Raw genomic sequence first — 18359 nt, forward strand, 5'->3', positions numbered from 1 at the left:
TTTTGATGGAACAAAAAGAGATCTCACGAAAAAAATTGTTAGGTGTAGCAGGATTTGGTTGGTTGTTTGATGCAATGGATGTCGGGATACTATCATTTGTAATCGCTGCATTAGCGGTCGAATGGCAGTTAACCCCGACTGAAATGGGCTGGATTGGCAGTGTCAATTCAATCGGAATGGCTGTTGGTGCATTTGTTTTTGGTATTTATGCTGACAAGGTTGGCCGCAAAAATATCTTCATGCTAACATTGATTGTCTTTTCAGTCGCCAATGGCTTATCGGCGTTTACGACCTCACTCGCCACTTTTATGGTGCTTCGTTTTATTGCGGGGATGGGTTTAGGTGGCGAATTGCCTGTCGCATCAACACTTGTATCAGAAAGCGTCGCTGCCCATGAACGTGGCCGAATCGTCGTGTTACTCGAGAGTTTTTGGGCAGGTGGTTGGCTGATTGCCGCTTTAATTTCTTACTTTATTATTCCACATTATGGCTGGCGAATCGCCTTGTTACTGACGGCGTTGCCAGCGCTTTATGCCATCTATATTCGAATACATATGCCCGATTCGCCGCGTTTCACAGCCCAACAAAAGGATACGTTGCGGATGTCACAAAAAATCGCGTCTGTTTGGTCAAAACAATATGCTAAACGAACATTGATGTTATGGATTGTTTGGTTCACGGTTGTTTTATCCTATTATGGCATGTTTTTATGGCTGCCTTCTGTGATGACAATGAAGGGCTTTAGTATGATCAAAAGTTTTGAGTATGTGCTGATTATGACATTAGCACAACTGCCAGGTTATTTTACAGCTGCCTGGTTAATTGAGCGTGCGGGCCGTAAATTCGTCCTTGTCGCTTATTTAAGTGGTACCGCTGTTTCTGCCTTTGTGTTTGGTAATGCGGATACAACCGCAATGTTGCTCGTTTCAGGGATGTTTTTATCGTTCTTTAATTTAGGGGCTTGGGGCGCCTTATACGCGTATTCCCCCGAACAGTACCCCACAAACATTCGTGGCACTGGAACAGGTATGGCGGCTGCTGTCGGCCGTTTGGGAGGGGTGTTAGGACCGTTGATGGTCGGAATGATGCTTTCAAATGGCACCGCGATTAACACGATTTTCACCTTGTTTTGTGGTGTCATTGTTATTGGTGTACTAGCCGTGCTGTTTTTAGGGACGGAAACGAAACAAACAGAGTTGGAATAACAGCATGTGTCACCATAAAAAAGGAAAGTGTAACCGCTGTTAAGACCAAAAATGAATGATTGATGAGAACAGCCTGAAAGGGCTGTTTTTTTGCTGTGTAAAAGGTAATAAGATAGTTAAAAAAATTATTTCATGAATTGCAAGAATAAGTTAGCCACCACGTGCCGAATCATGATAGTAAGTTTACTTTTTAATTTGTGAACAGCTGAAGTTTTGTAATTTCTTCTAAAAATAGCTCTTTTGGTGTTTGAAATCCTAAAATCCGACGTGGCAAATTATTCATCCATGTTTGAATCCTTTGGACAAGTTGATCACTTACATCACTGACAGAACGTCCTTTTGGAATGAATCTTCGAATGATTCCATTATGATTTTCATTGGTGCCACGTTCCCAAGAGGAATAAGGATGTGTGAAATAAATAGCCAGTGTATCTTTGAGCAACTCATTGATGCCTGAAAATTCTTTGCCATTATCCGCAGTAATGGTTTTAAAGAGGGCTCCAAAATATGATCCACACTGTTTCTTAAGGTGTAAGAGGGCTTTATTCACAAAAGATGCTTGTTTTCCTTCGACTTTGAGTATGAATTCAAATCGTGTTTTACGCTCAGTCACTGTTAATAAAACAGCGTCTGCTTTATTTTTCAGACCAACAACAGTATCAATTTCCCAATGCCCTAATTCTTCTCGGACATCAACGATGTCTGGACGTTTTTCAATTGATTGTCCTAATATACGCTTGTTCTTACGACTTTTTTGTTTCTTAATTTGTCGTGATACCTTTTTATTCAAGTCAATGTTTTTGACGCCTAAGAAACCAGCATCAATCAGATGATAAAGTGTTTTTACTGAAAGCATTTCATCGTCTGAAAAAAGCTGATGGCGTTTGGCATAGCCAACGATTGCATCAGGTGACCATTTATCAATTGCTATTTTTCGAGTGACATATTCAATGAAGGCAACGCAGGAAATCCATTTGTATTTACGGCCACAATTTTTGCGCTTGAGTTCATAACAAGCTTGTCCCTTTTTGTGCGAGTAAGAACGAACAAGAAAGACGGTGCTTTGTTTTTTGTTTACTTTCAATCGAAATCTTTTCGTGATTATTCCCCTTTTAACTTCGTTGTTAATTGTTTGAGGTGACCGGTTGAGTAAATAAGCAATTGACCGATGTGATTCTTTCTTGCGGAGTAACATTTGTATCATCCTACGTTCGGCAACAGAAAGGTGTGTATGTTTTGTTTTAAATGTGTTATTCTTTATGAGTGTCATAGCAAAATCATCCTTTATTGTTTGGTGTCGTAACCTCAATAATACATGATTTTTCGCTAAGGCACTTTTTTTATAAATTCAGGTGGCTAACTTGATTATACAATTCGCCCCCAGTGAAAATACCATTAGAATGGTCAAAGTAGCACTATAGCTTTGTACAAATTAATCTGAAGTGATGGAATAGAAAATTATCTCTTACCGTTGCAGATTACATGGATTTCTCTATTTTAATGAAATGATTATTAGTCTGTACATGTAAGTTCTAGGTATATTTAGCTTAGGATTTATCATATTGGTTAAGCTATCTTAAAACTGTGAATGGAGGATAACATGAAAAAACAACTGCTTTACTTTGTTTTTCTTAATGTAGCATGTATTGCTTTTTGTTTTTTTATTTTACCAACATTACCTGAACTAATGCCTCGTCATACCAATGGTGTAAATATTACCTCTTATGAAGCTAAAACAATAACTAACCCCGTCTGCTATCTAGCGCTTTCTAATGTTGATGAATACAATAAAAAAGAGGGGGGATAAGATGAAAAAACAAGTGTCATTGCTATGAGAGGTTACCGATGCCTAGTGATGACATTGCAATTGAGTGTTTCATTCCGAAACGACCGGCGTTCATTTGGGCAAGGATGAGTGTTAACCTCACGCTGAAATTTAAAATGATAGTGAAAACTAAGCATAAAAAAAGCCAACAGCATTGCTGTTGGCTCAGATTGTAGACAAAGTCGAATTAAACTGGTTTTACTTTGAACGTTAGTTCAAGTAACTTTGGTTACAAGATGACTTGACTGAAAAGAAACGTTGTTATAGTAGGAAACACGAGCCTTTGAGGTGAGTGTACAGATGGTACTCGACTCCGAGAAGGCGAGGCATTGACGACCTAGAACAGCGTTTATCTTCAGACTGAGCCAACAGCATTGCTGTTGGCTCAGTCAAAATATATCCTCATCGTATCGTTGTCTGGTTAAATTTTCAGCTGATAACGAGGGAATAAGCTATACAATAGTCCAACAAAAATCGCGCCAATGCCAATGATTTGGTAACTAGAAGGCATAAACCCAGTAATGATAATATCTAATAAAATCGCGACGGCCGGATCAACAAACACCGAAAAACTGACAATCGTAGGTGACAGTTGGCGAATGCTTGTATAGAGCAGCAAATAGACGATACCGGTATGGACAATGCCAGTTAAGAGCGCATAAAACCACTGTGTTTGCGTTAAGCTGTTATAGGCATCGAACGCAATAAAAGGCGTCAAAAGGACGACAGCAACGACCATCTGAATCAGCGTCGTCATGTAGACGCTTGTTTGCTTAAAGGTCGCTCCAAATAACATTGTGACCGCATAAAAAACAGCAGCTAATAAACCGTAGATAATGCCTTGCCAGTTGGGGACTTCGGCCGAAAAGACATCAGTTCCCATGATGAAAATCGTCCCGATAAAGCAGGCGAGCATCGCTAACATAATACCACGGGTCAACTTTTCACGATAAATCATGGCACCGACGACGAGCATTAGAATCGGACCGATATGATAGAGCGAAATCGCCACGGTAATGGAGATGACCTCAAAGGCTTTGAACAAGAAAATCCAGTTGCATAAATTACTGACACCACAAAGAGCAATCAGTAAGAGTTCTTTTTTGAGCCAACGTTCTTGGTGGTGGCTACCGGTAATAAACCAAACAAACAATAAGAAAACTGAAGCACAGGCAGCGCGTACATAGATAAGCTCAAGTGCTGCTAAACCCGTTAAACGTGAGAAAAAACCGATTGAGCCAAAGATGGCCATCGCAATTATTAGTTGCAATAACGCTTTTTTATTCATTGACAGTAGCACCTCCTTGTTGCACGTAACTTTATTATGTAAACTAATGTAAAACTTAAAAAAGGTCTCCCTTCAGTTTACGTGATTGAAGGGAGAAAGGGAATGCAAGTTTGGTGTTTAATCGCTATTATTTTACTTCTAAGGCTTCAACAGCCGCTTTTTCTGGTGTAACAAACAAGGTTGTTTGGTGATCATATATCACATAGCCCGGTTTAGCGCCACTTGGTTTATGCACATGCTTAATGAGGGTATAATCAACAGGAACTTGTGCAGACAGAGAAGCTTTTGAAAAATGGGCTGCAATCATTGCTGCTTCCATTAACGTCGCATCAGTTGGTTCTAAGCTTTTGACAATGACATGAGAGCCTGGTAAATCTTTCACGTGCAACCATGTGTCGAGCTTATGCGCAAAACGATGGGTTAAATAGTCATTTTGAATATTATTGCGGCCAACAAACAGTTCTGTACCATCGGTTGCTAGGTAACGATGGACATTCGGTTTTTTGGCTTTTTTCGGACGGTTATTTTTTTGTTTTTTAGCACGGAGATACCCTTGTTCAATTAACTCCTCACGAATTTCATCAATATCTGATGGGGCAGCACTGTTTAACTGTGTGACGACACTGTTTAAATAAGCCAGCTCTGTTTGTGTCTTAGCGATTTGTTCAGCTACGATAATAACGGCTGTTTTCAGTTTTTGGTATTTGTTAAAATAAGCTTGAGCATTTTGTGATGGTGTTTTCAATGGATTTAAGACAATTTTTAGTTCGCCACCTGTTTCATCGTAGTAATTAACGAGGCTCACCTCAGTCATCCCTTTACTGAAGGCATGCATATAGGTTGTGAGTAACTCGCCTTTAATTCGAATATCATCGGCCTTCGTCGTTTCGTGCATCGTTTGTTCGAGCTTCGCTATTTTCAGTTCGGCTTTATTGATTTCAAGTTGTAACATGTGTTCAATGTCTTTACCAATTTGATGTACCCGATCACGACGGGCCTTATCGGCATAAAACTGATCAAGCAGCTCACTTAAGCTACTGTATTGATTAACAAGTGTATCACTGGTTTGCAGCTCAAAGTGGTAGAAATCTTCCTTATTATTCGTTTCCGTCCAACTCGGTTGCACAGTTGTTTGCAAGAGGGAGTGCATTGCAGTCAAAATTGCTGCTGGTTGTTGTGATTGCGCCTTCGCTACTACTTCGCGGGCAAACAAAGGTGAAAAGCCAGCGACAACTTGTACAATTCGTTTTGCCAACTTCAGCTCAGACGTAAGCATTGCTGCGATATCAGCTTCTGTTAAATCGATGGGGCTGATTTTATCTGTTTGTGCTGGTGGGAGCAAGTAGGGTGCATTCGGTAATAAGGTTCGGTATGAGTTATATGCCATCGAGACATGTTTTATACAGTCAATGATGCTGTTCTTTTCTTTATCGACGAGCACGACATTTGAATAACGGCCCATAATTTCAACATATAGATCGCAGAGGCGTTCGTCACCAATTTCATTTTTACCGCGCAAATGAAATTTTAAAATGCGTTCGTTTGGTATTTGTTCGATGCGTTCAATAACGGCACTCTCGATATACTTACGTAAGATCATACAAAAGTTCGGTGGCACTGGTGGGTTCGTTGTTTCTAAATCACTTATTTGAATCCGTGCATACGTAGGATGGGCGGAAATGAGTAGTTTATGATTTTTACGTTCATTACGAACGACTAAAATTAATTCTTGTGAATACGGTTGTTGGATACGCATAATTCTACCGCCGACTAATTTTTCACTAAGTTCTGTCGTCATAGCGGATAGAAAGAGACTGTCAAATGCCAAATTTCTCACCCTTTCTGTTGGATAACTCCGTTATTATACCACGTTTAGGTGGGTGATTGGACTGATATCAGTGTGAGGTAGGCTAAAGAAGCAAACAAATCGCGTGAAAAGTGAAGTTTTACTTGCAGTTCTGTCACTTAAGAAGTAATATTAAAGATGACTTTAATTTAAAAGGAGTAGTCTAATGTCTGAAAAAGGTTTGTTATTTGTTTTATCCGGACCATCTGGTGTTGGCAAGGGAACGGTACGTCGTGCTGTTTTTGAAGATGAGAATACCGATTTTTCTTATTCAATCTCAATGACCACTCGTACAATGCGTCCTGGCGAAGAAGAGGGCGTTGATTACTATTTCCGTACAAAAGAGCAATTTGAATTGCTCATTGAGCAGGATCAATTGTTAGAGTACGCACAATTTGTGGATAATTATTATGGTACACCACTTGAATATGTTGAAAAAACATTGAACGAGGGCAAAGATGTCTTTTTAGAAATCGAAGTCCAAGGGGCAATGCAAGTGCGTGAAAAAATGCCTGAAGCTGTCTTTATCTTTTTAACACCACCGAGCTTAACTGAGCTGAAAAGTCGCATTGTCGGCCGCGGCACAGAAACAAACGAGGTTGTTGATAAACGAATGGCTACGGCCCATCATGAAATTGAAATGATGAAGCATTACGACTATGCTGTCGTTAATGATGAAGTGCGTCTCGCAGTAGAAAAAATTAAAGATATTGTTCGAATCGAACATATGCGTACGAAATGGATGTATCCAAAGTACCGTTCGATGCTCGACGAAATTATTGATTAAGTTGTTTTAAATTGAATTGGAGGAATGTAACATGATGATTAAACCATCTATCGACTCATTATTAGAAAAAATCGACTCGAAATATTCTTTAGTAGCAGTAGCTTCTAAACGTGCCCGTGAAATGCTTGAAAAACCAAACTCAATGACTTTGGAAAACTACACATCAGCTAAAAACGTTGGTAAAGCGTTGGAAGAAATTGATGCAGAAACACTCCAAATGATTCCAGCAAAAGGATACGAAGACTAAAGTTATTTCAGTCTCGGACCAGCTCTTTATGAGCTGGTTTTTCTTTGTTTAATAGCGTTATATACTGTCTAATTACCAATATCATGGTAAAATAAAGGGAATCATTAAACGAGGTGGGACAACAATGAAAAAAAACATCGTCTTAGGCGTAACTGGTGGGATTGCATCCTACAAAGCGGTTACTTTAGCAAGTCAATTAGTCAAAGCTGGGTATGAAGTCAAAGTAATGATGACAGAAAATGCCACACAGTTTGTGACACCGTTAACGTTTCAAGTGATGAGCCATCACACGGTCTACACAGACACCTTTATCGAACCGAAACCCGAAAAGATTGCCCATATTGAGTTGGCTGATTGGGCTGATTTAGTGGTGATTGCCCCGGCAACAGCCAATACGATTAGTAAACTGGCAGCAGGGATTGCTGATAATATGTTAACGAGTGTTTATTTAGCAACAGCAGCACCTGTCTGGGTAGCACCCGCAATGAATGTGCACATGTATCAACATCCAGCAGTTAAACGTCAAATTGCACAATTATCCGACGATGGCGTCCGCTTCATTGAACCATCAGAAGGCTTACTGGCCTGTGGCTATGTCGGTAAGGGACGTTTAGAAGAACCTGAGCAAATCGTCGCTAACATCAATCGTTTCTTCGCGAGAAAACAACAGCTTGCCGGTAAGCGAGTGCTGATTACAGCTGGGCCAACGGTCGAAGCGATTGATCCAGTGCGTTTTTTAACGAATCGTTCATCAGGGAAAATGGGCTTTGCCTTAGCGAATGAAGCGCTCGCTTTAGGTGCTGATGTAACACTTGTTACAAGTGTTAAACAGCCAGCGGTGGATGCTCGTGTCACAGTCGTACCGATTGAATCGGCGGCTGAGATGTTGAGCGCTGTGACTGCCCGGAGTGCCGCGATGGATATCATCATTAAAGCAGCAGCCGTTGCAGACTATACACCGGTCAGCTATTCAGCGCAAAAAATAAAAAAAGCCGCCGGTGACGATAGTGCCTTTACGTTTAAACGAACAGTCGACATTTTAAAAACCTTAGGTGAAAACAAACCTGCGAAGCAAGTGTTGGTAGGCTTTGCTGCTGAGTCACAGCGGGTCGAAGAAAATGCGCGTAAAAAGCTCGTCACTAAAAAACTTGATATGGTAATCGCTAATGATATTTCCCGAGGCGATGCTGGCTTTGGTGTCGATACGAACGAAGTGCTGTTAATCACACCGACGACTAAAAGACAGCTGCCGTTGTTATCGAAAACCGAAACAGCGCACTTCATTTGGCAAGGTATTATTGAATTAACAGCGATTGAGGTGAACGAATGCCAAGTATTGCAAAAGTAATCGTCGATACGCCTGCAATGACGGTCGATCGTCCGTTTGATTATTTAATTCCGCAACAGTGGCAAACTGTTATTCAACCTGGGATGCGTGTGGCCGTACCATTCGGTCCACGACAATTGCTAGGTTTTGTTGTCGCTGTCGCAGATGTTAGTGACGTCACCGATATCACGAAACTAAAAAGTGTCACCGAATTATTTGATGTGCGGCCTGTGCTTACGCCAGAGATGCTTGCCTTAGGGGAGTGGATGGCACAGGACTCGCTCAATTTTCGTATCTCCATTTTTCAGACGATGCTGCCCAATTTAATGCGTGGTTCGTACGAGAAATATGTGGTGTTAAAAAACTGGGAAAACACCGCGGCTGTCGCCTTATTTGAAGGCGCAGAAACGCTCGATTGGCAAACAGTCCAAGCAAGTCCTCATGTGCATAATGTACAAAAATGGGTTAGTGAGGGTGATTTAGCAACGGTTTATCGCGTTTCGAGTAAGGAAACGAAAAAAACGAAACGAGCCCTCAAAAACTGTTTAACAACCGCCGCGTTATTAGCTGCGGTTGAAGCGGTCGGTTCAAAGGCGAAGGCGCAACAAAAAGCCTTGTACCAACTCATTGACCTCGGAGAGTCTGAGTGTTTTGTCGATGAGTTCAAACAGGCGGGTGTCAGTGATACGACCATCCGAACACTAGAGGCGAAAGGCTATCTCACAGTGTTTCAAAAAGAGGTTGATCGTGATCCCTATGCTGGCGTGGCATTTGAACCATCAGAGCCGCTTCTGTTGACAGCACAACAACAACAGGTATACGAACGTATTTATGCAGTGCAACAAGCGGGTGTGACAAAGACGTTCTTACTGCATGGTGTAACTGGTAGTGGCAAGACCGAGATTTATTTACAAACGATTGCTCAAGCATTGGCGGCAGGGAAACAGGCGATTATGCTCGTGCCCGAAATAGCCTTAACACCTCAAATGGTCAATCGTTTTAAAGGACGCTTTGGTGAAAAAGTCGCCGTCTTACACAGTGCGTTATCAGCTGGGGAACGGCTTGATGAGTGGCAAAAAATCGAACGGCAAGAAGCGTCAATTGTTGTTGGTGCCCGGTCAGCAATCTTTGCGCCACTCACCAACATCGGTCTTATTATTATTGATGAAGAACATGAAGCAACCTATAAACAAGAAGATTACCCACGTTATCATGCACGTGACATTGCATTATGGCGCGCGGATTATCATAACTGCCCGGTCGTGCTCGGTAGTGCGACACCGAACGTTGAAAGTTTTGCCCGCGCTGCCAAAGGGGTGTATGAGCTCGTTCAACTTCCCGAGCGCATCAACCAACAACCGCTACCTTTAGTTGAAGTGGTAGACTTGAAAGATGAACAACGGGCTGGTAATAACAGTTCGTTTTCACGGGTGTTGCTCGAAAAAATTAAAGACCGGCACCAAAAAGGTGAACAGACCGTTTTGATGTTGAATCGACGCGGTTTTGCCTCCTTTGTAATGTGTCGTGATTGCGGTTTTGTGCCTGAATGTCCGCATTGTTCAATCACGTTAACCTATCATAAACGCGGTCATCAGCTTAAGTGCCATTATTGTGGTCATCAAGCGCCAATGCCGCCCACTTGTCCGAGCTGTCAATCGCCTCATATACGGCAATATGGTACCGGGACACAAAAGATAGAAGAAGAACTGCTCGAACTGCTGCCGTCCATTCGAATCATTCGGATGGATGTGGATACGACAACACGCAAAGGCTCGCATGAAAAATTACTCCGCGCCTTTGGAAATAAAGAAGCCGATGTGTTGTTAGGCACGCAAATGATTGCCAAAGGGCTTGATTTTGCGAACATTACATTAGTCGGTGTGTTAAATGGCGATACGGCGTTGAATGTGCCCGATTTTAGGGCGGCGGAACGCACCTTCCAATTGCTCACACAGGTGAGTGGTCGTGCTGGACGGCACCATTTAATAGGTGAAGTTATCGTGCAAACCTTTAATCCGGATCATTACAGCATTCAACTGGCCAAATACCAAAACTACATCGGTTTTTATAACCATGAGATGCAGTTACGGAAGTTAACAGGCTATCCGCCATACTATTTAACAACCTTGGTGCAAGTATCAAGCACCGATGAACGCAAGGGCGAACAGACGATGGCTCAAATTGTTCAATTCTTAAAACGTGAATTAGGAGAGCAAACGATCCTCTTAGGACCGACGCCTGCGCCAATTGCTAAAATAAACAATCGCTACCGCTACCAATGTCTGATAAAATATAAGATAGAACCTGCATTAAGAGAAACGCTTCGACGCGTGCTTGAGTCCTATCAAAAAGAAATACGAAACGGCCTCAGTGTCTCGATCGATTTTGAACCTTATATGATGATGTGAATAAAGGAGAAACAGATGACAAAGATAATCTTTATGGGAACACCTGATTTTGCAGTACCTGTATTACAAAAATTAATAGCGGATCCAACAATTACCATTAACGCAGTGGTAACACAGCCAGATCGTAAAGTCGGACGAAAACATGTGTTAACACCGACGCCTGTTAAACGAGCGGCAGTTGAAGCGGGGTTGCTCGTATTACAACCAGAGAAATTGCGCACATCAGCTGAATTAGAACAGTTGAATGCAATGGAAACGGACTTGTTAATTACGGCAGCCTATGGTCAAATTTTGCCAAACAGCTTGCTCGAAGCACCGCGTCTCGGTGCCATCAATGTGCATGCCTCACTGTTGCCGAAGTTACGAGGTGGAGCACCGATTCATTATGCCTTAATCGAAGGCCACGAGCGAACAGGTGTGACGATTATGTACATGGCAGAAAAACTCGATGCTGGTGCGATTTTAAGCCAGGCAGCGCTACCGATTACTGAAGAAGACAATGTCGGAACATTATTTGAGAAACTGAGCGTCGTTGGTGCTGATTTGTTAGAAGCGACCTTGCCGGCTATTTTAGCTGGTACGATTGAAGTGGTTGAACAAGTTGAAGCAGAGGTAACCTTTGCCCGTAACATTAGCCGTGAACAAGAACGCATCGATTGGACGAAATCAGCCCGCGCTATTTTTAACCATGTGCGTGGGATGAATCCTTTTCCGTCGAGTTTTACGACGTACGAAGGTAAAAACTGGAAACTATGGGAGGTTGTCGAGAGTTTTGAAACAACGACAGCGGCTCCTGGTACAATCGTAAGTGTTGACGGCACCATTCGTGTCGCAGCAGGTGACGGTCAAACAGTCGACATCGTTTTATTCCAACCAGCAGGTAAACAACGGATGACAACAAGTGATTTTTTAAGAGGCTCGGGCAAAGACCTAGAAGCCGGAAAGTGTTTAGGTGAAGTATAGTGGGAACAGTACGTGAGGTATCATTAAGTATTTTAGAAAAAATTGAAAAACAACAGGCATACAGCCATTTATTAATCCATGATGCGATGACAAAAAACAGTGTTAAACCAATTGATAAAGGCTTGTTAACGGAATTAGTATACGGAACAATCCAACGCCAGATGACTTTGGATTTCTATATGGAACAATTTGTGGCAAAACCAGAAAAACTAGAAATCTGGGTCAAAATCTTGTTGCGTGTATCCTTTTACCAATTGTATTTCTTAGATAAGGTACCGGATCATGCTATTGTAAATGAAGCCGTTAATGTCGCTAAAAAACGCGGACATGTTGGCGTTTCAAAATTAGTCAATGGTGTGTTACGGACAGCTATCCGTGAAGGCCAGCCAAATGTGGCTGCCTTAGTGAAGGACCCTATCAAGCGTTTAGCGCTTGATATTTCAGTGCCAATCTGGTTAACCGAGCGTTGGGTCGCGCAATACGGCGTTGAAAAAACCCGCGAAATTGGTGAGGCCTTACTCGTACCACCGCATCAAACCCTTCGTGTGAACCCTTTACGTGGCAACCGTGACGAAATCATTGAAGCGTTACAAGGTGATGGCTATGAAGTCGAAGCGCATCCACTTGTACCTGAAGCAATTATGGTTTTTGGTGGAAACGCCGCGAGCCATGCAATGTTCCAATACGGTGCTTTCTCAATTCAAGATGAAAGCTCGATGTTAGTCGCACATGCTTTACAACCAGAAGCGGGCATGCGTGTTTTAGATGCCTGTGCAGCCCCTGGTGGAAAAACGACACATATCGCCGAATTAATGGGTGATGAAGGTCAAATTGATGCGCTTGATATTCATGCTCACAAAACAAAATTGATTGCCCAAGGTGCAAAACGCCTTGGTCATACGATTATTAAACCGTTCCAAGCGGATGCTCGCCAATACGGCAATGACATTGAGGAAGAAACATACGATCGTATTTTAGTCGATGCCCCATGTAGTGGTTTTGGTGTCATTCGCCGTAAACCAGACATTAAATACCAAAAAACAGCGAAGGATATCGCATCACTCAGCGTCATTCAATATGATATTTTAGCAGCCTTAGCACCACTATTAAAAGTAGGTGGCCGCTTAGTTTATAGTACGTGTACAATCGATGAAAACGAGAACAAAGAAGTTTGGGAACGTTTCTTAGCGGAGCACCCTAACTTTGTGCAAGCACCATTAGCCTTGCCAAATAACATTACGACTGCTGAGCAAACAACCTTACAGTTGTTGCCAGATAATAACTTTAGTGACGGGTTCTATTTATCAGCCTTTACACGCCAATCATAAAACGAGGTGAAAACATGCGTGCAGTTGCTCAAACAGATAAGGGAAAAGTAAGACCGAATAATGAAGACCGTGTGGCGATTATTACCAATCCTACCAATCAACAATTATTTGTCGTTGCTGACGGCATGGGTGGACATCGGGCGGGGCAAATTGCTAGTGAATTAGCAATTAGCTATTTAACGACACATTTTGAGAAATTAATGATTCGAATGGATGAAGATCAGGCGCAGCGGTGGTTGCGTCAAACGATTCAACGGATTAACGATAACGTGTTGCAAGCCGGAGCGTCAAACGAATCGTTAAATGGGATGGGAGCGACAATCGTCTGTGCGATTGACATCGATGAATCGAAAGTTGCCATTGCACACGTGGGAGATAGTCGCGCCTATCTTGTTAATCATCAAACGATGACACAATTAACCGAAGATCATTCATTGGTGGCGATGTTGATGAAAAAAGGAGAAATTACAGCAGATGAAGCAAAAATTCATCCCCGTCGTAATGTCGTGTTACGTTCATTAGGCATGGATGGCTTTGTTGAAGTGGATTGTCAACTTGTATATAAGCGTGAAGACGAACGATTGTTGCTTTGTTCAGATGGTTTAACGAACAAAGTCAGCATTGATGATATTCGTGCGGTTGTCATGGCAGAGGTTTCATTATCACAAAAGGTAACGATGTTGATTCAACAGGCAAATGATAATGGTGGTAATGATAATATTTCAGTCATTATCGCGGAAACCGGCATTGATGAAACTGACGGAGGTGACGACTGATGATAATTGGCAAACGTTTAAGTGGACGTTATGAAATTACTCGTCTGATTGGTACCGGTGGCATGTCGAACGTCTACTTAGCCCGTGATATCATTTTAGAGCGTGATGTAGCCGTTAAGCTGATGCGGATGAGCATGGCAAATGAAGAACAACTCGTTCGTCGGTTCAGGCGTGAAGCCCAGGCGACAACACAATTGATGCATCCTCATATTGTTGATATTTTTGATGTCGATGAAGATCACGATAATCATTTTATTGTAATGGAATACATCGATGGAATGGATTTGAAAGCCTATATTAATAAAAAAGGGCGGTTACCGTTACCTCAAGTTATTACAATCATGAATCAAATTTTAGGGGCGATTGCACATGCCCATCATCAACAAATTATTCACCGTGATATTAAACCGCAAAACGTTTTGATTAATCATGAGGGAACTGCGAAAATTACTGATTTTGGGATTGCAATGGCATTGTTTGAAACATCGATGACTCAAACCAATACAACTTTAGGTTCAGTCCATTATTTATCGCCAGAACAAGCGCGTGGAGGTATCGCAACGACGAAGTCGGATGTCTATTCGTTAGGCATTATGTTGTATGAGATGTTAACAGGGAAATTACCGTTTGATGGTGAATCAGCGGTTGCGATTGCGATTCAACAACTACAATCGCCGATGCCCTTATTAGCCGATGAATTACCATCGGCACCAATGAGCTTGCAAAATATTGTGATGAAGGCAACGGCGAAAGATGCCGCTAATCGTTATCTGTCAGTTGAAGAGATGCAGGCTGATTTAGCGACTGCACTGCAACCAAGTCGTATTAACGAAGCGCCTTATGACATTCATAAAATGGATTATGATGAAACGCAGACAATTCCACTACCATCGAGCATTATTAAAGAAAAAATTGCTGATATTGAAAAATTGTCTGCTCAGAAACCACCTGCTAAGCGTAAGCCAGCGGTCATTCCAAAAGATAAACCGGTTGAAAAAAAGAAAAAAAGCAAGCAAAAAAGATGGCTCATAATAATACTAATCGTGGCTTTAATTGCTTTGGCAGCAACTTATTTTTATTATCAATCACAAAAAACCTATGCAGTGGCAGATGTCACTGATGTATCCCAACAAGTTGCAATTTCGCGTTTGCAAAAGGATGGATTCCACATTGGAAAAACCATTGAGGAGCATAGTGAAAAGGTGAAAAAAGGCTATATTATTAAGACTGATCCACCAGCGGATAAAAAAGTCAAAAAAGGCACAAAAATCGATTTGTATATTTCAATTGGTAAAGAAGAAGTAACCGTGGAAGATTACCGTGGTGAGAATGCTAATGAAATGAAAAAAGAACTTGAAAAGATAGGATTTAAGAAAGTGAAAACCGTGGCAATCACAAACGATACTGTCAATGTCGGTGAAGTCACTGGGCAAAGTATTCAAGCAGGTCTCAAAGTTGTCCCGAGTGAAACGACGATTGAGCTCGAGTATAGTTCGGGACCAGAGGACATCGTTTTAAAAGATTTAACGGGCTATAATACGAATTCTGTCAAAGCTTATGCCTTAGAAAATGGCTTTGAGTTAACGATAAAAGAGGCTTTTTCAGATGATATCGAAGTCGACCAAGTAGTATCACAAGAACCCGCAGCTGGAAATTCCTTGAAAGCTGGTGCGCCACTCAAAGTGATAATTTCAAAAGGTGTAGAAAATCCCGATAAGACGGTGGAACGTAAGATTAAGCTTGTTTATACGGGTGAAATTATTGAAGCCAGTAGCGAGCATGAAAGTACAAATAATGACGCTGAGGATGACACTACCGAAGCAAGCTCAGCATCATCTGAACCAACGCGCACGCCACAAACAATTAAGGTGTACTTAAAGGATAAGACGCATAAACTTACAGATGTTTACAAAACATTAACGATTACTGAAGATACTGAGATTACCTTGTTGTTTGACTTAGTAGCCGATACTGAAGGAGCTTATAAAATCGAACGTGATGATAAAAACATCGAACAAGAAACAGTCGGATATAAATAAAACTAAAGGAGTGAGAGTTTGTATAAAGGTCGAATTGTGAAGGCATTAAGCGGTTTTTATTATGTCGAAACGGCAGAAAAAGAACTGTACCAAACACGGGCACGAGGCAATTTTCGCGCAAGTGGGATTACACCTCTTGTAGGGGATTGGGTCGAGTTTCAAGCGGAGAATAAAAAAGAGGGTTACATTTTGGCAATGGGCAAGCGCGATAATGCGTTTGTGAGACCGCCGATTGCAAACGTGGATCAAGTTTGGTTGTTTTTTTCGGCGGCAGAACCGGATCTTTCAACGACATTAATGGACCGCTTTTTAGTAGCAATTGAGAAAGAAGACGTTACTCCCTTAATTTTCATTACGAAAATGGATTTACTCACTGCCGAGAAACAGCTTGAAATTAAGCAAACCACTGCAGTTTATGAAAAGATGGGTTATCAGGTCATCATCTTAAATGATTATGAACCGGCTGCGCTTACCGAGAAAGCAAAAAAACTTCTCGGACACTCGATGTGTGTGATTGCTGGTCAATCAGGTGTCGGAAAATCAACCTTTTTAAACTCGCTACATCCCAATTGGAAACTTGAAACCGGTGTGATTTCGCAAGCTTTAAACCGCGGGAAACACACCACTCGTCATGTGGAGTTATTGCCATTTGGAGCTGGTTATATAGCCGATACACCTGGGTTTAGTCAAATCGATATTACCGATTTAACACCTGAAGGTTTGGGCTATTGTTTCCCCGACTTTTTGCAACAAGGCTCATGTAAATACCGTGGTTGTGTGCATCAAAATGAACCTCATTGTCAGGTGAAAGCAGCAGTTGAAACTGGTGAGATAGCCGCTTTTCGCTTTAAACACTATGCATCGTTTTTAATTGAAATCCAACAAAAAAAACGGAGGTACTAATTATGAATAAAATAGCCCCATCAATCTTAAGTGCTGATTTTTCGAAACTTGGTGAAGAAATTATTGCGGTCGAACAAGCTGGTGCTGACTACATTCACATTGATGTAATGGATGGTCAATTCGTGCCAAACATAACCTTTGGACCTAACGTCGTTGAAGCGGTTCGTCCGACAACAAAACTACCGTTAGATGTCCATTTAATGATTGTTGATCCAGACCGTTATATCGGTGATTATGCGCGTGCTGGTGCCGATATTATTAGTGTTCATGTTGAAGCGTGTCCCCATATTCATCGCACAATTCAATTGATTCATAGTTTTGGTGTCAAAGCGGGAGTTGTCATCAATCCTGGAACATCGTTAGACAGCCTGAAATACATTTTGAACGATGTCGATCTCGTGTTAATTATGACCGTGAACCCCGGCTTTGGTGGCCAATCGTTTATCGAAGAAATGATACCGAAAATGGTTGAACTTAAAGAAATGATTGCTGCCACAGGTAAGAAAATTGAAATTGAAGTTGACGGTGGGATTAATGAGCAAACAGCGAAACGTTGTGCCGCAGCTGGTGTCGATGTCTTTGTTGCCGGTTCATACATTTATAACAAGGAAGATCGTAAAGCCGCAATTACGTCATTGAGAAACGCTATTAACTAAGGAGGCGACTGATGCGCATTTGTTTATTATTAGGCGGACCACTCGCCAATGTCCCCGATTTATCACCTTATAAAGCCGATTATTGGATAGGAATTGATCGTGGCGCTTTGCGTCTACTTAATCAAGGCATTATGCCACAAACGGCCTTAGGTGACTTTGATTCTTTATCGACCAAAGAGTTAGTGTTTGTGCGCGAGCAAGTCACTACGGTAAAGCAATATCCCGCTGAAAAAGATCAAACTGACGCGATGATTGGGGTGTTGTATGCCTTGGCACAACAACCGGATGAAATCCTGATTTTTGGGGCGACAGGTGGTCGGATGGATCACTTGTTAGCGAACTTATTCATGCTAACCTATGATGAGTATCAGGCAGCGATTCCGTTGACAACCTTTATTGATAAACAAAATCGGTTTAAACTGTATCAACCGGGGAAATATGCCATCACGAAAGAAGATGGCATGACCTATGTTGCATTCACAGTGGTGAGTGATAAGGTTGATGGCTTAACGCTTGAAGGGTTTAAATATCCGTTAACGAATGCGAGTTATCGGTTCGGTTCGGCCTTATCAAGCAATGAATTCATTGAGCGCGAAGGTGTGCTAGCCTTCTCGAACGGACTAATTTTAATGAGTCAGAGTAAAGATTAAACGATGATGTGAAAAAGTTAAGCTCAGTTAAAGAGGCTTAACTTTTTTGCGTTATTGCTAACGATTAACTGTGTTATACTAATAATGGTTACAAATAGTCAAAGGTCACAG

General features: G+C 41.7%; 16 protein-coding genes. 13 read left to right on the forward strand and 3 right to left on the reverse strand.

The features are described 5' to 3' along the window. Window positions 1–5 precede the first annotated feature (5 nt). Window positions 6–1205 (forward strand): MFS transporter, encoded by a 1200-nt coding sequence (locus ACJYYY_RS05560; protein WP_035315181.1) that lies wholly within the window; start codon window positions 6–8, stop codon window positions 1203–1205. A gap of 190 nt (window positions 1206–1395) precedes the next feature. On the opposite strand, the gene ACJYYY_RS05565 is transcribed toward ACJYYY_RS05560, so the two are convergent. Next, entirely contained in the window at window positions 1396–2475 is a 1080-nt protein-coding gene (locus ACJYYY_RS05565; protein ID WP_408868886.1) for an IS30 family transposase, read from the reverse strand. A 330-nt stretch (window positions 2476–2805) separates the two neighbouring features. Between ACJYYY_RS05565 and ACJYYY_RS05570 the strand changes: the two genes are divergently transcribed. After that, window positions 2806–3012, forward strand: coding sequence for a hypothetical protein (locus ACJYYY_RS05570; RefSeq protein ID WP_035315674.1), 207 nt, complete (start codon window positions 2806–2808; stop codon window positions 3010–3012). A gap of 439 nt (window positions 3013–3451) precedes the next feature. Here the strand turns inward: ACJYYY_RS05570 and ACJYYY_RS05575 are convergent, their stop codons facing one another. Both ACJYYY_RS05575 and ACJYYY_RS05580 read right to left on the reverse strand, forming a co-directional pair. Next, the gene (locus ACJYYY_RS05575) at window positions 3452–4318 is read right to left on the reverse strand and encodes a DMT family transporter (protein WP_035313193.1); all 867 of its coding nucleotides are present in this window, start codon (window positions 4316–4318) and stop codon (window positions 3452–3454) included. A gap of 127 nt (window positions 4319–4445) precedes the next feature. Then, entirely contained in the window at window positions 4446–6146 is a 1701-nt protein-coding gene (locus ACJYYY_RS05580; RefSeq protein ID WP_408869210.1) for an NFACT family protein, read from the reverse strand. 184 nt (window positions 6147–6330) lie between these two features. On the opposite strand from ACJYYY_RS05580, the gene gmk reads away from it, so the two are divergent. The 11 genes from gmk (at window position 6331) to ACJYYY_RS05635 (ending at window position 18248) form a co-directional block, all read left to right on the forward strand. Continuing rightward, the gene (gmk, locus tag ACJYYY_RS05585) at window positions 6331–6951 is read left to right on the forward strand and encodes a guanylate kinase (RefSeq protein WP_035313194.1); all 621 of its coding nucleotides are present in this window, start codon (window positions 6331–6333) and stop codon (window positions 6949–6951) included. 34 nt (window positions 6952–6985) lie between these two features. After that, window positions 6986–7198, forward strand: a complete 213-nt coding sequence (rpoZ, locus tag ACJYYY_RS05590) for a DNA-directed RNA polymerase subunit omega (RefSeq protein WP_035313227.1) — start codon at window positions 6986–6988, stop codon at window positions 7196–7198. Between the two features lie 124 nt (window positions 7199–7322). After that, window positions 7323–8546 (forward strand): bifunctional phosphopantothenoylcysteine decarboxylase/phosphopantothenate--cysteine ligase CoaBC, encoded by a 1224-nt coding sequence (gene coaBC / locus ACJYYY_RS05595; RefSeq protein ID WP_408869211.1) that lies wholly within the window; start codon window positions 7323–7325, stop codon window positions 8544–8546. Then, window positions 8525–10933, forward strand: coding sequence for a primosomal protein N' (gene priA, locus ACJYYY_RS05600; protein ID WP_408869212.1), 2409 nt, complete (start codon window positions 8525–8527; stop codon window positions 10931–10933). The genes coaBC and priA overlap by 22 nt, the downstream gene beginning before the upstream one ends. 15 nt (window positions 10934–10948) lie before the next feature. Continuing rightward, entirely contained in the window at window positions 10949–11896 is a 948-nt protein-coding gene (gene fmt, locus ACJYYY_RS05605; protein WP_035313198.1) for a methionyl-tRNA formyltransferase, read from the forward strand. Beyond that, window positions 11896–13224, forward strand: a complete 1329-nt coding sequence (gene rsmB / locus ACJYYY_RS05610) for a 16S rRNA (cytosine(967)-C(5))-methyltransferase RsmB (RefSeq protein ID WP_408605170.1) — start codon at window positions 11896–11898, stop codon at window positions 13222–13224. Before fmt ends, rsmB begins: the two co-directional genes overlap by 1 nt. 14 nt (window positions 13225–13238) lie before the next feature. Further along, on the forward strand, window positions 13239–14000 hold the full coding sequence (locus ACJYYY_RS05615; RefSeq protein WP_035313201.1) for a Stp1/IreP family PP2C-type Ser/Thr phosphatase: 762 nt from the start codon (window positions 13239–13241) through the stop codon (window positions 13998–14000). Beyond that, the gene (pknB, locus tag ACJYYY_RS05620) at window positions 14000–16039 is read left to right on the forward strand and encodes a Stk1 family PASTA domain-containing Ser/Thr kinase (protein WP_408869213.1); all 2040 of its coding nucleotides are present in this window, start codon (window positions 14000–14002) and stop codon (window positions 16037–16039) included. The genes ACJYYY_RS05615 and pknB overlap by 1 nt, the downstream gene beginning before the upstream one ends. Before the next feature lie 18 nt (window positions 16040–16057). Next, window positions 16058–16942, forward strand: a complete 885-nt coding sequence (gene rsgA / locus ACJYYY_RS05625; protein ID WP_408869214.1) for a ribosome small subunit-dependent GTPase A — start codon at window positions 16058–16060, stop codon at window positions 16940–16942. Window positions 16943–16944: 2 nt separating this feature from the next. Continuing rightward, window positions 16945–17598, forward strand: a complete 654-nt coding sequence (rpe, locus tag ACJYYY_RS05630; protein WP_035313229.1) for a ribulose-phosphate 3-epimerase — start codon at window positions 16945–16947, stop codon at window positions 17596–17598. A gap of 8 nt (window positions 17599–17606) precedes the next feature. Continuing rightward, a complete protein-coding gene (locus tag ACJYYY_RS05635; RefSeq protein ID WP_156921091.1) occupies window positions 17607–18248 on the forward strand; it encodes a thiamine diphosphokinase in 642 nt (213 codons plus the stop codon). The last annotated feature ends 111 nt before the right edge of the window (window positions 18249–18359 follow it).

Source organism: Brochothrix campestris, from assembly GCF_046058945.1.
Taxonomy (GTDB): domain Bacteria; phylum Bacillota; class Bacilli; order Lactobacillales; family Listeriaceae; genus Brochothrix; species Brochothrix campestris.

What these genes read in the sequence shown, in the direction of transcription:
- ACJYYY_RS05560 (WP_035315181.1), top strand. Translation starts at nt 6, where the DNA reads ATGGAACAAAAAGAGATCTCACGAAAAAAATTGTTAGGTGTAGCAGGA.
- ACJYYY_RS05565 (WP_408868886.1), bottom strand. Translation starts at nt 2,475, where the DNA reads ATGACACTCATAAAGAATAACACATTTAAAACAAAACATACACACCTT.
- ACJYYY_RS05570 (WP_035315674.1), top strand. Translation starts at nt 2,806, where the DNA reads ATGAAAAAACAACTGCTTTACTTTGTTTTTCTTAATGTAGCATGTATT.
- ACJYYY_RS05575 (WP_035313193.1), bottom strand. Translation starts at nt 4,318, where the DNA reads ATGAATAAAAAAGCGTTATTGCAACTAATAATTGCGATGGCCATCTTT.
- gmk (WP_035313194.1), top strand. Translation starts at nt 6,331, where the DNA reads ATGTCTGAAAAAGGTTTGTTATTTGTTTTATCCGGACCATCTGGTGTT.
- rpoZ (WP_035313227.1), top strand. Translation starts at nt 6,986, where the DNA reads ATGATTAAACCATCTATCGACTCATTATTAGAAAAAATCGACTCGAAA.
- coaBC (WP_408869211.1), top strand. Translation starts at nt 7,323, where the DNA reads ATGAAAAAAAACATCGTCTTAGGCGTAACTGGTGGGATTGCATCCTAC.
- priA (WP_408869212.1), top strand. Translation starts at nt 8,525, where the DNA reads ATGCCAAGTATTGCAAAAGTAATCGTCGATACGCCTGCAATGACGGTC.
- fmt (WP_035313198.1), top strand. Translation starts at nt 10,949, where the DNA reads ATGACAAAGATAATCTTTATGGGAACACCTGATTTTGCAGTACCTGTA.
- ACJYYY_RS05615 (WP_035313201.1), top strand. Translation starts at nt 13,239, where the DNA reads ATGCGTGCAGTTGCTCAAACAGATAAGGGAAAAGTAAGACCGAATAAT.
- pknB (WP_408869213.1), top strand. Translation starts at nt 14,000, where the DNA reads ATGATAATTGGCAAACGTTTAAGTGGACGTTATGAAATTACTCGTCTG.
- rpe (WP_035313229.1), top strand. Translation starts at nt 16,945, where the DNA reads ATGAATAAAATAGCCCCATCAATCTTAAGTGCTGATTTTTCGAAACTT.